This is a genomic window from Arthrobacter sp. MSA 4-2 (assembly GCF_016405885.1).
Classification (GTDB): domain Bacteria; phylum Actinomycetota; class Actinomycetes; order Actinomycetales; family Micrococcaceae; genus Arthrobacter_D.
This window is the reverse complement of record NZ_JAEKGC010000016.1, coordinates 33,231-47,951: the sequence shown is the minus strand read 5'-3', so window position 1 is coordinate 47,951 and position 14,721 is coordinate 33,231. Positions and strand designations below refer to the sequence as shown.

Annotated in this window: 16 protein-coding genes; 10 read left to right on the top strand and 6 right to left on the bottom strand. The window is 66.5% G+C overall.

What is annotated here, in order from left to right; genetic code table 11:
* Positions 1-71 precede the first annotated feature (71 nt).
* Entirely contained in the window at positions 72-449 is a 378-nt protein-coding gene (locus tag I6N91_RS15760; protein WP_198814115.1) for a YciI family protein, read from the top strand.
* Positions 431-1,954 (top strand): DUF6596 domain-containing protein, encoded by a 1,524-nt coding sequence (locus tag I6N91_RS15755; RefSeq protein WP_307843392.1) that lies wholly within the window; start codon positions 431-433, stop codon positions 1,952-1,954. Before I6N91_RS15760 ends, I6N91_RS15755 begins: the two co-directional genes overlap by 19 nt.
* A 247-nt stretch (positions 1,955-2,201) precedes the next feature.
* Here the strand turns inward: I6N91_RS15755 and I6N91_RS15750 are convergent, their stop codons facing one another.
* The 4 genes from I6N91_RS15750 to I6N91_RS15735 form a co-directional block, all read right to left on the bottom strand.
* The gene (locus tag I6N91_RS15750; protein ID WP_198814113.1) at positions 2,202-2,516 is read right to left on the bottom strand and encodes a DUF6457 domain-containing protein; all 315 of its coding nucleotides are present in this window, start codon (positions 2,514-2,516) and stop codon (positions 2,202-2,204) included.
* Positions 2,517-2,620: 104 nt separating this feature from the next.
* Positions 2,621-3,529 carry a carbohydrate ABC transporter permease gene (locus tag I6N91_RS15745; RefSeq protein ID WP_198814111.1) on the bottom strand — a complete coding sequence of 303 codons (909 nt, stop codon included), beginning with the start codon at positions 3,527-3,529 and terminating at the stop codon, positions 2,621-2,623.
* Between the two features lies 1 nt (position 3,530).
* A complete protein-coding gene (locus tag I6N91_RS15740; RefSeq protein ID WP_198814109.1) occupies positions 3,531-4,460 on the bottom strand; it encodes a carbohydrate ABC transporter permease in 930 nt (309 codons plus the stop codon).
* Between the two features lie 107 nt (positions 4,461-4,567).
* The gene (locus I6N91_RS15735) at positions 4,568-5,812 is read right to left on the bottom strand and encodes an extracellular solute-binding protein (protein ID WP_198814107.1); all 1,245 of its coding nucleotides are present in this window, start codon (positions 5,810-5,812) and stop codon (positions 4,568-4,570) included.
* Positions 5,813-6,210: 398 nt separating this feature from the next.
* Here I6N91_RS15735 and I6N91_RS15730 point away from each other — a divergent pair, with 398 nt between their 5' ends.
* The 7 genes from I6N91_RS15730 (at position 6,211) to I6N91_RS15700 (ending at position 12,314) form a co-directional block, all read left to right on the top strand.
* Positions 6,211-7,140 (top strand): SIS domain-containing protein, encoded by a 930-nt coding sequence (locus I6N91_RS15730; protein ID WP_198814105.1) that lies wholly within the window; start codon positions 6,211-6,213, stop codon positions 7,138-7,140.
* Between the two features lie 6 nt (positions 7,141-7,146).
* Positions 7,147-8,169 (top strand): ROK family protein, encoded by a 1,023-nt coding sequence (locus I6N91_RS15725; RefSeq protein ID WP_307843391.1) that lies wholly within the window; start codon positions 7,147-7,149, stop codon positions 8,167-8,169.
* Positions 8,166-9,182 (top strand): hexose kinase, encoded by a 1,017-nt coding sequence (locus I6N91_RS15720; RefSeq protein ID WP_198814103.1) that lies wholly within the window; start codon positions 8,166-8,168, stop codon positions 9,180-9,182. The genes I6N91_RS15725 and I6N91_RS15720 overlap by 4 nt, the downstream gene beginning before the upstream one ends.
* Positions 9,182-10,030, top strand: coding sequence for a class II fructose-bisphosphate aldolase (locus I6N91_RS15715; protein ID WP_198814102.1), 849 nt, complete (start codon positions 9,182-9,184; stop codon positions 10,028-10,030). Before I6N91_RS15720 ends, I6N91_RS15715 begins: the two co-directional genes overlap by 1 nt.
* Positions 10,031-10,033: 3 nt before the next feature.
* Positions 10,034-10,831, top strand: a complete 798-nt coding sequence (locus I6N91_RS15710) for a DeoR/GlpR family DNA-binding transcription regulator (RefSeq protein ID WP_198814101.1) — start codon at positions 10,034-10,036, stop codon at positions 10,829-10,831.
* Positions 10,832-10,866: 35 nt separating this feature from the next.
* The gene (nagB, locus tag I6N91_RS15705; RefSeq protein ID WP_198814100.1) at positions 10,867-11,646 is read left to right on the top strand and encodes a glucosamine-6-phosphate deaminase; all 780 of its coding nucleotides are present in this window, start codon (positions 10,867-10,869) and stop codon (positions 11,644-11,646) included.
* A 113-nt stretch (positions 11,647-11,759) separates the two neighbouring features.
* Positions 11,760-12,314, top strand: a complete 555-nt coding sequence (locus I6N91_RS15700) for a dihydrofolate reductase family protein (RefSeq protein ID WP_198814099.1) — start codon at positions 11,760-11,762, stop codon at positions 12,312-12,314.
* Between the two features lie 69 nt (positions 12,315-12,383).
* Here the strand turns inward: I6N91_RS15700 and I6N91_RS15695 are convergent, their stop codons facing one another.
* Entirely contained in the window at positions 12,384-12,863 is a 480-nt protein-coding gene (locus I6N91_RS15695; protein WP_198814098.1) for a winged helix DNA-binding protein, read from the bottom strand.
* An 817-nt stretch (positions 12,864-13,680) separates the two neighbouring features.
* Here I6N91_RS15695 and I6N91_RS15690 point away from each other — a divergent pair.
* A complete protein-coding gene (locus I6N91_RS15690; protein WP_198814097.1) occupies positions 13,681-14,001 on the top strand; it encodes a DUF4190 domain-containing protein in 321 nt (106 codons plus the stop codon).
* 207 nt (positions 14,002-14,208) lie between these two features.
* On the opposite strand, the gene I6N91_RS15685 is transcribed toward I6N91_RS15690, so the two are convergent.
* A complete protein-coding gene (locus I6N91_RS15685; protein ID WP_198814095.1) occupies positions 14,209-14,667 on the bottom strand; it encodes a MarR family winged helix-turn-helix transcriptional regulator in 459 nt (152 codons plus the stop codon).
* Positions 14,668-14,721: the final 54 nt, after the last annotated feature.

The window sequence follows — 14,721 nt, the reverse complement described above, 5'->3', positions numbered from 1 at the left end:
TCGGGGCCGCTCCGGCCGTCATGGGCATACGGGACGCACCCCGCGCCCGCCGAATACGAAAGGTCCAAACCATGCGTTACTCCCTGCTCCTGAATAACCCCGAACCCGCCGACGCCGGCATCACCGAGGAGGACATGGCCCCTTTCCGGGAGGCTTTCGATGCGTACGCGAAGTCGCTCAACGCCGCGGGCATCCTCGTCGCCGCGGAGATCCTCAAGTCCGCCGAGATGACCACGACGGTGACGCTGCGGACGGGCACTCTCTCCATCCAGGACGGCCCGTTCGCCGACACCAAGGAAAAGCTCGCCGGGGCCTTCGTCATCGACGTCCCGGACCTCGACGAGGCCCTCGCCTGGGCCTCCAAGTGCCCGGGCGCCCAGTACGGGGTGATCGAGATCCGTCCGTCAGCGATCTCCTTCCGCGAGGGACAGTGGCAGGAACTGGGCTGAGCACTGCCGAGGCGCGGGCTCGGGCCGAGTCCGTGGCCCGCGCCTCCTACGGCCGCCTGCTCGCCCTGCTCGCCGCACCCACCGGCGACCTTCAGGCCGCCGAGGATGCCCTGGCCGACGCGTTCCTCCGCGCGCTGACCAACTGGCCGGTTTCCGGCATCCCGGAGAACCCCGAGGCCTGGCTGTTCACGGTGTCGCGCAACCGGCAGCGGGACCGCTACCGGTCGGCGGCCTACCGTACCTCCGTGCCGTTGGAGCCCGACGCCGGTTCCTCCGGAGCAGGTCCCCCGAGTGGCACATCCCGGAGAACAGGCTCCCTGGTGGCTGTCCCTTCACCCGTCGGGTCCGGCTCCGCCCTGCCGGGTGCCGTGCACTGGGACGAGGTCGACGTCGAGGCCATTCCGGACCGACGGCTCGCCCTGCTCTTCGTCTGCGCCCACCCCGCCATCGACCCGGGGGTCCGTACGCCCCTGATGCTCCAGGTGGTTCTAGGCGTTCCGTCGGACCGGATCGCCTCGGCCTTCGCCGTGCCGGCACCGGCGATGGCGCAGCGCCTCGTACGCGCCAAGCGGCGCATCCGCGAGGCCCGCATTCCCTTCGTCCTGCCCGACACGACAGTGCTGAAGGAGCGCCTGCCCGCGGTGCTCGAGGCGGTGTACGGCGCGTATGCCCTCGACTGGCGAAGCCCCTCGCCGGGCGCCCGAAGAGTGCGGGCGGGAGTTGGGTTGGGTGAACCATCCGGGGCGGACGCCGGGGCCCAACCTCAGACAGGGGTCGACGCCCGGGCCCGCCTCGGGGCAGGCCCGGACACCGGGGCTCACTCCGAGGCCGGGGCAGGCGCCGACCCTCCCGAGAACCTCGCCGCCGAGGCGCTGTACCTTGCGACGCTTCTCACTGAACTGCTTCCCAACGAGCCGGAGGTGCACGGACTGGCCGCGTTGATCTGCCTGTCGCTGGCCCGGGGAACCGCGCGTACTGCCTCGGCCGGAGGGTTTGTTCCCCTCGCCCTTCAGGACACCAGCCTTTGGGATCGTGATCTGATCGCCCGCGGAGAAGAACACCTGCGGCGTGCCCACTCCCTAGGGCGAATCGGAAGGTTCCAGCTCGAGGCCGCGATGCAGTCGGTCCACTGCGCCCGGGCCCGCACGGGGAGGACCGACTGGCAGGCGTTGCTCCGCCTCAACGAGGCCCTGGTGGCCCTCACACCTACTCTCGGAGGGATCGTCTCACTCGCTTCCACCCTGGGCGAGGCATCCGGCCCGGACGCGGCCCTGTCCTTCCTCGACGCGGCGAACGCTCCGGCTCTCGAGGATTTCCAGCCGGCCTGGGCAACCCGAGCGCACCTGCTGGCCGAGGCGGGCCGGACCGCGGAGGCGGCGGAGGCCTACGGCAGGGCCCTTGCATTGACGACCGATCCGGCGCTGCGCGGCTTCCTCGAGCAGGCACTGCAGCACCTCACGGCACCGGGGCCGCCGTCAGCCGACACCGGCACCGGCACAGACTAGCTAACACCGACGTTCCAACACCGACGCGGAGCACTCCCGAGGCCATCTCGACACCGTCGCCGGCTCCTACTCCCGCCGAAACTGCAGCTCACCACCCTTTGGAACGGGCTTTCGGTGGTGTGCTGCACACTCAACGCGCAAGCCGCCGGAACGCACCGACGCGGCCACACCCGCCCCGCGCCGAAACTGCAGCTCACCACCCTTTGGAACGGGCTTTCGGTGGTGAGCTGCACACTCAACGCGGAATTTACTGCGCGGTGCCGGTCCAGCCTTCTTCTTCGCGGTCATCGCCCGTGGCAAGCACCCGCAGCACGGTGGAGGCGGCCTTCTGGACCGCCTCGTCCGCACCCTTGCGGCCCTTGGTGGTGACGGTGCCCGCCGCATATCCCACGAGGAAGGCACTGATGGCTCCCGCGTTCGGCGCGACGGCCGACGACGACCGGGCGGCCACCTCGAGGATCTTGGCGGAGTCCACCTCAAGGTCGAGGATCTGCAGCGCCTGGGTCAGGGTGCGGCTCCAGTCGCTGAGCTCGCGTTCCTCTGCGTCGGGACTCGTTGTCATCGCTTCTCCTTCGACACGCTCCGCTGCGGACATCTTCTAGGGATAGCACCGCAGAAGGCGCTCCACAACGAAAAGTTGGAAGCGCCTCCCATGCTTCGGCCCGGCTACTTGACGGCTCCCGCGGTGAGTCCGCCGATCAGCCGCTTCTCGATGAGTGCGAAGAGGATGATCACGGGGATGATCGCCACGATCGAGATGCCGAACACGTACTGCCAACTCGTGGCGTATTGACCGATGAACTTCGTCAGCGCCACCGACAACGGCTGGTTTTCGGCCGTGGACATGATCACCAGGGACGCAGCGAACTCGTTCCAGGAGGAGACGAAGGTGAAGATGATCGCGGTGACAATGCCGGGCCAGACAAGCGGCAGGTTCACGGTGAAGAGGACCTTGAGCCGGCCGGCGCCGTCGAGCTGGGCTGCCTCGTCGATCTCCTTGGGGATGCCGGCGAAGAAGCTGTGCATGATCCACAGCGCGAACGAAAGGTTGAAGGCTGCGTTGATCAGGATCATCGCCAGCCACGTGTCGTTGATGTCGAGAACAAGCATCTGCCGGAACAGCCCCGCGGTGAGAACCGCCGGCTGCAGCATCTGCGTCACGATGACGAGGAACAGGAACGCGATCTTTCCCGGGAAGCGGAAACGTGCCGTGTAGTAGGCCGCGGGCGTGGCAACCAGGAGCACGAGCAGCGTCGCAAAGATCGAGATGATCAGTGTTGAGATGAGGTTGAACGGCAGGGGGGTCTCGGGCGTCGACCACATCGACGCGTAGTTCCCGAACTGAAGGCCGTCCTGCGGGAAGTACCGCGGCGGCACCCTCAGGATTTCCGGCCGGGTCTTGAGGGAGCCGACCAGCATGATCAGGTACGGCGTCAGGAAAACCAACGCGATGATGACGCCGACCGCAATGCGCAGGCCGAGCCGCCGTCCGCTGATGCCGTCGGGCCCGTACTTGCGGACACGGTCCTGCCGCACCGGCGGGATGGCGGCTTTCGCCGGAGCGCTCACTGACACCTCAGGTCTCCTTCATGGGTCGAACGACCTTCACGTACACCGCAACGATCAGAATGACGACGGCGAAATTCACGACGCTGAGGGCGCTGGCGATGTCGAGCCGCCGATCGAACTGAAGCACCTTGAAGATGTAGGTCATGAGGGTGTCCGCGCTGTAGCCGGGGATTGAGCCGGTCATGATGCGCAGGATCGGCAGGTTGTTGAACACGTTGATCACATTGATCAGCACGGCGACGGCGAGCGCGCCGCGCAGCTGCGGCAGCACGACGCTGAAGTAGGTGCGGACTGGGCCCGCACCGTCCATCTTCGCGGCCTCGAGAGCGTCGGACGGAACGGCCTGCAGCCCGGCGAGCAGCGTATAGGTGGTAAAGGGGATCGAGACGAAGATCCCAACGACGATCGCGGCCCCCAGGGCCGTCGCGACGTTCTTCGTGAACCCATAGGTCGAATCGAGGAGTCCGATGTCAACGAGGAAGGAATTCATGATGCCGTAGTCGCGGTCAAGGCCGTAGTAGAAGACCGTTGTCGTCATGACGACGCTTGCCGCCCAGGGGACGATGACAGCCATCCTCACCAGGGTTCGGCCGGGAAAGGGCTTGTTGAGGAAGTTGGCGAGCAGCAGGGAGAGGACGACCGTCACCGAAACGACGACGATCACCCAGACGAAGGTGTTGAGCAGGACCCGGGGCAGGTTCGGGTCGGCGAAGACTGTGGCGAAGTTTTCAAAGCCGACGCCTTCGACGTTCGTTCCGGCCTGGCTGATCCGCCGTGTCGAGGAGTAGATCATGTATGCGGCGGGGAAGAGGACTACTCCGAAGATCAGGAGCAGGACCGGGCCGACCCAGGGAAGGGCCGCCCACAGGCTGTCCCGGTTCTGGGGACCGCCGCCGCGTTTCCGTTCCCGGATGACCGGGGGTGTCAAAGTGCTCATGGAGTGCGGACCGTTCCTTAGGGAACGCAGGGGAGCCGCCCGGACCGGGCCGGCTCCCCTGCTGGGTAGATACCTATGCCGAAAAGGTGCTGCTGGTAGCCCGCGGGTCAGCCGGCGGCGTCGGCCTTGGCCTGGATCTGGTCCAGTACCGTCTTGGCCTCCTGGTCCTCAAGCTGGCCCATGAGCGACTTGAAGGCGCCATCCGTTGCGTTCCACGCCGGGTTGGACGTGGGGTAGAACTGTGCGTCGGGAAGCATCTCGAGGAACGGCTTCAGGACCTCGTTGGATGCCATCTCCTCGGCACCGCTCTTGGTGGTGGGCAGGAATCCCTCGGCCTCGACCCACGGCACGTAGGTGCCGGTTTCGAAGAAGAAGTCCATGAACTGCGTGATGGCTTCCTGCTTGTTCTCATCGTTCTTGAAGGCCATCAGGCGGTCTGCGACGCCGAGAGTTGCAGGCTCCCCGGTGTTCGTAGGAACGTTTGCAACACCGTAGTTGAGGTCGGGGTTTTCCTTATCGATCTGGCCCACGGTCTGCGGCAGGGCGTAAACCATTCCGATCTTGCCCTGGGCGAAGACGTTGATCATCGGAGTGCGCTGGGTGGCGCCGGGGTCGGGCTGGGTGACGCCGTCGGTGATCATTTTCTTCATGAACTCGGCAGCTTCGACGTTCTCGGGGGTGTTGACGGTGATTTCGGATTCGTCTCCGAAACCGCCGCCGTTGCCCGCGAACCAGATGAGGCTTTCACCCTGGGCTTCCTCGGAGCCCAGCGGCATGCCGTAGCCGGGTGTCCCGGTGTCGGTGATCTTCTTGGCCGCGTCGTAGAGCTCATCCCAGGTCTTCGGTGGCTCGGCAACGCCGGCCTCCTCCATCAGGTCCTTGTTGTAGAACAGGGCGCGGGCGGAGGCGAGCAGCGGAAGGCCATACTGGGTTCCCTCAAAGGATTCGTTCTCGACGAAGGATTCCTGGAAGTCGCCGATGATCTCTTCGGAGGCGATGTCCTCGGCCGGGTACAGCAGTCCCTCGGCCGCAAAGGCCGAGAAGGCACCGCCGTTATAGATGTCGGGGGCTTCACCTGACTGGATCTTGGTCTGCAGCACAGACTCGAGGTTCTCCCAGGATTCAATCTGCAGGTTCACGGTGACGCCGTCGTTGGCGGCTTCGAACTCCTCGACGACCCCTTCCCACAGCGCCTTGGTGTTATCGGAGTAGCTCGGCACGAGCATGTCGATCGTGGTGTCTCCGCCTTCGCCTTCCGCTTCGGAGCCACCCCCGCCAAAGCCGCAGGAGGTGACCATCAGGGTCCCGGCGGCGACGGCAGCCACGAGACCTTTGCGCAGTCTGCTCTTCATGAATTCCTCTTTCAGGTGATATTTCGAGTGATGGCACCGACGCGGGAAGTTCTGGTCCGGACGGGCAGGACGGCCGCGGGCGGGACCCGGGAGTCGGCAACACGATGGTTTTTTGTGATACGTGAAGGCGTCCCCCAATCACAAGGAATCACCTAATGCAGAAATAATGACGTGATGTGGGTCTCACGTCAAGAGAAACGCGCCGCAGGTTGGCGCTGGCGTTTTCCCTAATCCCTGCGGTCACCCACGGCAAAGGAAGGGAGCGGGCCGCGGGGGACGGGAGCGTTTCCGGTCATGATCGCAGTTGAGCACTGGACATCTGGTTCGATCACCGTTCATCATGGGAGCAGCATTCCCCATTCTTCCAGCACCGGGCACCTCCGCCCGAAGGAGACCCCATGTCACAGTCCACCGAACCGTCAGCGCCAGTCGGGGCTGCCCCCGGCCAGCACATGGCTGCGGAATTGGCTTCCCAGCCCGATCTCTGGGAGCAGGCAATAGCCCAGGCCGGGTCCGAGCGGCTGCTGCCGGCCGACGGCCGCAGGGTCGCAGTAATCGGATGCGGAACTTCATGGTTCATGGCCCAGGCCTACGCCGCAGCCCGCGAAGCTGCCGGCAGGGGGGAGACCGACGCCTTCGCCGCCTCGGAGGCCTCGGTGCTGGCCACCCGCTCCTATGACTCGATCGTCGCCATCACGCGCTCGGGCACGACGAGTGAAATTCTTTCCGTGCTCAGCCAGGTCAAGGGACGTACCCCTACGGTTGTCCTCCTCGGCGATACCGGCTCGCCGGCAACCGGACTGGCGGACGCCGTCGTCGGCCTGCCCTACGCCGACGAGTCGTCGGTCGTCCAGACCCGCTTTGCGACGACCGCCCTGGTCTACCTCCTGACGACGCTGGGCGAGGACCTCACCGGCGCCGTTGCGGATGCCCGGAGCGTGCTGCAGGGCGCAACGGACCAGGAACTGCTCGACGCGGAGCAGTTCAGCTTCCTCGGCACAGGTTGGACGGTGGGGCTCGCCCACGAAGCCGCGCTCAAGATGCGGGAGGGCGTCCAGGGCTGGACCGAGTCCTACCCCGCCATGGAATACCGCCACGGCCCCATCTCCATCGCCGCGCCCGGACGGGTCACCTGGTCATTCGGCGACGCGCCCGCTGGGTTGGACGCCGAGGTCGCCGCCACCGGGGCGTTGTTCATCGACTCGGGGCTCCACCCGCTCGCTGACCTGGTGCGGGTGCACAAGGTGACGCTTGAACGCGCCCTGGCCCGCGGCCTGAACCCCGACGTGCCGCGCAACCTCTCCCGCTCCGTCATCCTCGAAGGCTGAGTTTCGGTGAGAGGTGGGGGAAGCGCCGGCACCGGTCCTGGCACCTGGGCCGGCCCGCAGGTGGGACTGCCGGCCGATCCGGTGACCGGGCCCGGTGCAGGGAGCGGGGAGCCTCCCGCCCGCGCGGTCCTAGCCTTCGACGTCGGCGGGACCGACATGAAGGCGGCCCTCGTTGACGATGCAGGCCAGCTCCACTCCCTCCTGCGCATCCCCACGCCCCGGGACCGGCAGTTCCCCGGTGATGTCGTCGTCGCCAAGGTCGCCGCACTGACCGAGAGCTACCGCGCCGAATATCCCGGGTGTGCCATCGAGTCAATCGGTCTCGTTGTGCCCGGCCTCGTCGATGAAGAGGCAGGCATCGGCCTCATGTCAGCCAACCTTGGCTGGCGGGACTACCGCTTTGGGGAACACCTCACCCGCGCCACAGGCCTTCCTGTGGCGTTCGGACACGACGTGAGCATCGCCGGGGAGGCCGAGATGCGCGCCGGCGCCGGGCGGGGCCTGCGCGACGTCGTCGTGATGGTCATCGGCACCGGGATCGCCGGTGCGGTGTTCTGCGAAGGTCAGCGGGTGCGCGCCGGAGGATATGCCGGGGAGATCGGTCATGCAGAGGTCCCCGGAGGCACCGAGTGCCCCTGCGGGGCGTTCGGATGCCTCGAAACTATCGGCTCCGCAGGTGCCATCACGAGGCGTTACAACGCCCTCTCAGGGAACGCCGCGGCAGGAGCGGAGACCGTCCTGACGGCGGCGCGGAACGGAGATCGGCACGCGGCGCAGGTCTGGGACGACGCGGTGAATGCGCTTGCCTTCAGCATCTGCCAGCTCACGGCCATCCTCGGCACCGAAGCCGTCATCCTCGGCGGGGGGCTCGCGCAGGCCGGCCCGGCACTGGTCGAGCCCCTCCAGTCCCGGGTCGAATCGAGGCTGTCTTTCCTACGGACACCCCGGATTCTCACCACGGTCCTTGGCCAGGACGCAGGCCTCATCGGCGCCGGACTGCGGGCCCGGGATTTGGTGGCCCGGCCATGACGGGGCCGCCTCCCCTGGGCACGGTGGGAACCGTCGTCACGGTGACCCCCAACCCAGCCCTCGATGAGACCTATTCCTTGCCGGCCATCGTCCTGGGGACCACCCACCGCGTTGCGGCACCGGCTGTGAGGGCCGGCGGGAAGGGCGTCAATGTCTCCCGGGTCCTGCACCAGCAGGGCTATCCGACGCTCGCCCTGGCGGTTGTCGGCGGACCAACAGGTGAGCAGTACACCACCGAGCTCGCCTCAAGCGGCATCCCCTCGGTCCTCGAGCCGGCCACCGCACCCACCCGCCGCAGCCTTGCCTTCCACGATTCGACGGCCGGCAGCACAAGTCTGTTCAATGAGACCGGCAGCGCGCTGGAAGCGGCGGAGTGGGCCCGGCTCCGGGCCCGGATTGACGATGCCCTCCGCGGTGCGGGCTGCGTCGTCGGCTCGGGAAGCCTCCCTCCAGGGGCGCCGACCGACTTCTACGCGGCATTGGTGCGCCGGTGTGCGGAGGCCGGAGTTCCCTGCATCATCGACACCTCCGGCCCGGGGCTGCTCCGGGCCGCCGCAGCCGGCGCGGACCTGCTCAAGCCCAATGCCGGTGAACTCCGCGAGGCGACGGGGGAAGCTGATCCGGTTCGCGGCGCCCGGCTCCTGCTCGGCCTCGGAGCCCGCCGTGTCTTCGTCAGCTGTGGTGAGGACGGAATGCTCGCCTTCACGGCCGACGCGCCCGACGGCCACCTCCGCGCCGCCCTCCCGGAGCCGCTGCACGGGAACGCCACCGGCGCCGGCGATGCGGCCGTTGCGGCCCTGGCCACACTGCTCGCAGTTGGATCCGGTGATGTTTCGGAAATGCTCCGCCGGGCCACTGCCTGGTCGGCGGCAGCCGTGCTCATGCCGACGGCCGGTGAGATCCACCCCGACCACGTCCGTCTGGCCGCCGAGGTCTCCGTGACCCGGCACGACGACGGCGCGCCGACCAGGCAGAGCACCCCGGGCACTGAACCGGTTGGAAAGGAATCCTGATGGGCCTGACCCCCACCCGCGAGATCCTCGATGCCGCCTTCGCCGCGCGCACCGGAATCGGGGGGTTCAACGTGCTGCACCTCGAGACCGCCGAGGCGATTGTCGAAGGTGCCGAGGCAGCGGGGCTCCCGGTGATCCTCCAGATCTCCCAAAACTGTGCGGACTACCACGGCGCGCTCGCACCCCTTGCCCTCGCCTGCCGGGCCGTCGCGGCGGGCGCCCGGGTGCCGGTGGCACTCCACCTCGATCATGCCGAGGACGAACGGCTCGTCGACGAGGCCATCGAGCTGGGCTTCGGGTCGGTGATGTACGACGGGTCAACCCTCCCCTACGCCGAGAACGTTCGATCCACGGCCCGGGTGGCACGGCGGGCCCGTGACGCCGGCGTGCTGGTGGAGGCGGAGCTGGGACGGATCGGAGGCAAGGACGGTGCCCACGCCCCCGGGGTCCGCACCGATCCGGGTGAGGCGCGCAGCTTCGTCGAGTCGACAGGGGTCGATGCCCTCGCGGTCGCCGTCGGATCCTCCCACGCCATGACCGAGCGGACCGCGTCCCTCGATGTCGACCTCGTGCGGGAACTGCGCGCGATGCTTGAGGTGCCGCTCGTGCTTCACGGCTCCTCGGGAGTTCCCGACGATACGCTCGTCGCGGCGGTCCGGGCCGGGATGACGAAGATCAACGTCTCGACCCACCTCAACGGCTTCTTCACCCGCGCGGTGCGCGGGGTGCTCGAGGAGCAGCCGAACCTTGTTGACTCTCGGCGCTACCTCGGTGCCGGACGGCGGGCCCTGGCGCCCGAGGCGGCGCGGCTCCTGCGGCTGCTTGCCCTTTCAGAGGGCGGGAGCTGAGCGATGGAAAAGACCGAGCGGCTCAACGCCATCCTCGACCTGCTCGCCGCTGACGGCCACGTGCAGGTCGAGGATATCGTCCGGGAGCTGAAGGTATCCCCCGCTACGGCCCGCAGGGACCTGGACAGCCTGGCCGCCCAGCGCCTGCTTACCCGGACCCGCGGTGGGGCCACTATGGAGTCGGTCGCCTACGACCTTCCCACCCGTTACAACCGCGACGACCACACAGCGCAGAAGCAGGCCATCGCCCAGGCCGCCAGTGCCTTGGTTCCCAAGGGCGCGGTGATCGGGCTTTGCGGTGGCACCACAAGCACTGCCATCGCCCAGGCCCTCGGCATGCGGCCCGACCTGCTCGAGCCCTCGAACAAGCCGACCCTCACCGTCGTCACGAACGCCATCAACATCGCCGTGCAGCTCGTGGTGCGGCCGAACATCCGCATCATGGTCACCGGTGGAGTGGTGAACCCGCGCTCCTACGAGCTGGTGGGCCCGTACACCGACGTGATCCTGCAGCGGGTCGCGCTCGACCTTGCCTTCGTCGGAGTGAACGGCCTCGATCCGGAAATCGGCCCCACCGTCAGCGACGAGGGCGAAGCGGCGGTCAACGCCCTGATGGCCCACCGCGCCTCCGACACCTACATCGTCGCCGACTCGTCGAAGATCGGGATGCGGAGCTTCGCGACAATGACCGGTTACGTCTTCAACAACCTCATCACCGACAGCGGCATCACCGCCTCCCAAAAGAAAGCGTTTGAAGCCGGCGGCACGAAGGTGCTCGTCGCCCCGCCCGCCCCGCTCTGACCGACACCCGAATCCGCCGTAACGATTGGCCCACCATGCGTATCGTCATCCTCGAAAATGCCGCCGACATCGGCGGGTACGCCAGCGACCGCATCCTCAAGCGGTTAGCCGCCGGCAGGCTCCGCACCCTCGGGGTGGCGACGGGATCCTCGCCGCTGTCCATCTACAAGGAACTCGAGCGAAGGTGGACACCGGCGCTGGGTGCGCTGAACGCGTTCGCGCTCGATGAGTACGTCGGGCTGCCTCCGGGCCACCCCGAAAGCTACGCCTCGGTGATCCGGCGGGAGGTCACCGACCGGCTCAAGCTCGACCCGGCGAAGGTCCACGTGCCGCAGGGCAACGCGCCGGACCTGGCGGCGGCATGCGCCGAATTCGAGGCAGCCATCGCCGCCGCCGGCGGGATCGACCTACAGATCCTTGGGATTGGACGCAACGGGCACATCGGCTTCAACGAGCCGACCTCCTCCCTTGCCTCCCGGACCCGCGTTAAGACCCTGATGTCAGCCACCCGGGTCGACAATTCGCGGTTCTTCACGGACGAACACCAGGTCCCGCGCCACTGCGTGACGCAGGGGCTCGGAACCATTCTCGAAGCACGGGAGGTGCTTCTCATGGCACAAGGGACGGCCAAGGCTGAGGCGATCGCCCGGGCGGTCGAGGGACCGGTGTCGAGCATGTGTCCGGCGTCGGTGCTGCAGTTGCATCCGCGGGCCACCCTGGTCATTGACGAGGAAGCAGCCGAGCAGCTCACGCTGCGTGAGTACTACCGCTATGTGCAGGAAAACCCGGTCGAGGGCGTCACCGGGGCTCCCTGAAACCCAAAATCCACCGGGCCTCCCCACGAGAAGGTCCGGGCGCTCGGGCAGGAGCGCCGGGACCGGGTGCCGGGAAGGGTGCCCCGGCTGAGCAAAACAACTACCCTGCTGTCATGCCGCGCGTCATTTACAACACCGCCACTTCGTTCAATGGGTTCATCGCCGATGAGTCCAATTCGCTTGACTGGCTCTTCGCCGCCGAAGCCCCCGAGCCGGGCGTCCACGAACGGTTCCTCTCCGGCATCGGCGTGCTGGTCCAGGGCTCGACAACCTACGAATGGGTTCTCCGGGAGGAAAATCTGCTGGAGGCACCCGAGAAGTGGCCGACCTATTTTGGACCCCGACCGACCTTCGTCTTCACCTCCCGGGCCCTGCCCGTTCCCGAGGGAGCGGACGTCCGCTTCGTCACTGGGGCGGTTGACACGGTGTTTGAGCGCCTGACTGAGGCAGCCGGAGACCGGGACATCTGGATTGTCGGCGGCGGCGACCTCGCCGGGCAGTTCCTCGACAGCGGGCATCTCGACGAGATCCAGATTTCGGTGGCCCCGGCGGCTTTGACCGGCGGCGCCCCACTGTTTCCCCGACGGGTCAATCCGGACGCCCTGGTGCTGCGCGAAGCGACCCAGCAGGGGCAATTTGCCCAGCTCATCTACGAGGTGAGGCGGTAAGGCCGACGCCCGGATTCGCGACAGTCAGGCGATGTCGTCAGTCCGGCGACGTCAGTCAGGCGACGTCAGTCAGGCGACGTCGCGGTGGGCCTTCCGGAGGTCGCGCATGGCCGAGGCGACAACGGCGGCCCGCTCGGCGCCCAGGATATCGACGTAGATAGAGCGCACGACGTCGGCCACAAGACGATGAAGGCCGGCGGCCATCTCCTCGCCCGCAGGGGTCAACTCGAGATAGGTGATCCGGCGGTCATTCGCACCCGGCGAACGCTGAACGAGCTGGCGGCGGGCCAGCCGGTCCGCAACCTTGGTGAAGCCTCCCGAGCTGAACGCAGCTTCCCGGGCCAACACCGTCATCGGCACCCGACGAAGGGGGCTGCTCCCAAGGCGGAGCATGGTTTCGGTCTCCGGTTCGTCAAGGTTGAACGCTGCGGCGACCGCCACGTGGAGCTTTTTGTTGGTGACGGAGAATCCCCGGATCACCTGGCCCCACTCGGCAATGACCTCCTCGTCGCTGGGCACGGGTGCAGAGCTCGCTTCGCGGGATTCCATCTCGAACCTTTCCTGCTGGGCCGCCACCGGCAATTCTTCTTCGGGCAAGCATATTCCACGGAAGCAAACCGCGGATGACCGGGTGGCTCCCCACGTCCGCCGCGGAACCAGCTGCTGGCGGTCGCGGGCGCGGCGGAAGGAACGTGCGACGGAAGGAACGTGCCGGCAGAAGGAACATGCCGGCAAAAGGAGCCCGTCGGAGAAAAGAAGCTGGCAGATTCAAAGCAGGCGCAATAACTGCTGGGAATCACCTCATCGACCACTGTTGGGCACGGTAGTCGCATCAGTTGAACTTATCGTGAGACATATTGCTATTGCCGGCCAGCCGGCGGAAATGCATTTTTTGGAATAATCAGCGGGCTGGAGAAGCAAATCCAACTTCTCACGCATTCCGTGCCACCTATTCGAGGTGTTCGGATCAGCGCTCGGGCTCGGAGCAGTATTCTCTGGTCAGATCAGTGTTCCGTGTTCCGGTTGGAGTTCCACGCTCCGATGATTGCCTCGATCCCGGTCAGCCGACACGGGGCCAATCGGCAGGCCGGCGACGTCCCTACTCCTCCGGCAGTGGCAGCGGTCACCTCATCCAAACAGCACGCCCGCGCGGCCCTCAGCACTTTGGATGACATTCCTACTTCCAGAGGACGATATTCACCTTTTCGACGGCTACCGGGAGGTTCGGCGGGATAGGCTGGAAAAGAAAGAGCGGCCCGGTTCGTAAATATACCCCCGCCGCAAAATTAACAATGCCGCCTCCGGCCGTTAGGAAAATATGTCGAATTACCAGTTTCACGACACTGAAGTAAAGAATGGCAATCGGATGCCCGGTGAAGGAGGCGTCGTCCAGCGCTCCTCCGGGAGGGCCCTAAGCATCACTGGCGTCGTTCTCGCGTTCCTCATCAGCCCGGTCGGACTGATCATCAGCATCGTTGCAATGGTGAAGGCCCGCAGGAGCGGCACGGGCAACGGACTGGCCCTCGCCGGAATCATCGTGGGGCTTCTCGGCACGGCGATCCTTGTGGTTGGTGCCTTCGTTGTGATGTCACTCGTGCCGAACTTCATCGAGCTGACTGAACAGTGCCAGGGCCTGGCATCGGGAGCACCGGTCGAGGTCAATGGCGCGAAGGTTCAGTGCCCGTAGCTGCGCGGTGCCGGAAGCGGCTCCAAACCGGCTCCGGCCTGAGGCGGACATCGACTCGTCCAGAACCCGCGGGTCCCGCCCATGCATCAGCCCCTGCAGGCGTAGAAAGATTCCGCCTGCAGGGGCTGATGCGTGAGGGATACCCGGGCGACCTCGAGGGGTCCAGCGCGCGCTGATCGGGGTCACGGGCCGGGAGCGTCCTGCCTGCTATTCGAGGTCAGGAATGATCTTGCGTGCGAGGGCGACAAGCTGCGCCTGCTCCTCGGCCGTGAGGCTCTGCACGGTCTTGCGTTCGAGTTCTTCCCAGATTCCGAGGGTACGGTCCTTGAGAGCCTGTCCCGCATCGGTGAGGAAGACGAGGGTGACTCTGCCGTCGACGCTGGATTTTTCCCGCCGGACCAGGCCCGCGGTTTCCAAACGGCGCACGGACTTGGCGATTGTGGAATGGTCGAAGCGCTGGGTCTGGCCAAGGGCCTTCTGGGACTGGCCATCCTCATCCCACAGCTGCATCAGGATCAGCTCCTGACTGGGAAAAAGCCCAAGTTCCGCGAGCATTGACGCGGCCAGTGCCCGGTGCGAACGGGCCAGGCTGTAGATCGCCCAGCTGGCGGGAAAGTCGCTCGCTATGGAGGACTGGGTCTCCACAGATCCGTTCGGGGATTTCACGATTGCTGCCTTTGGTTCGTTGTCCGAATGCGGGAGCTGGGGCGGCACAGCAGG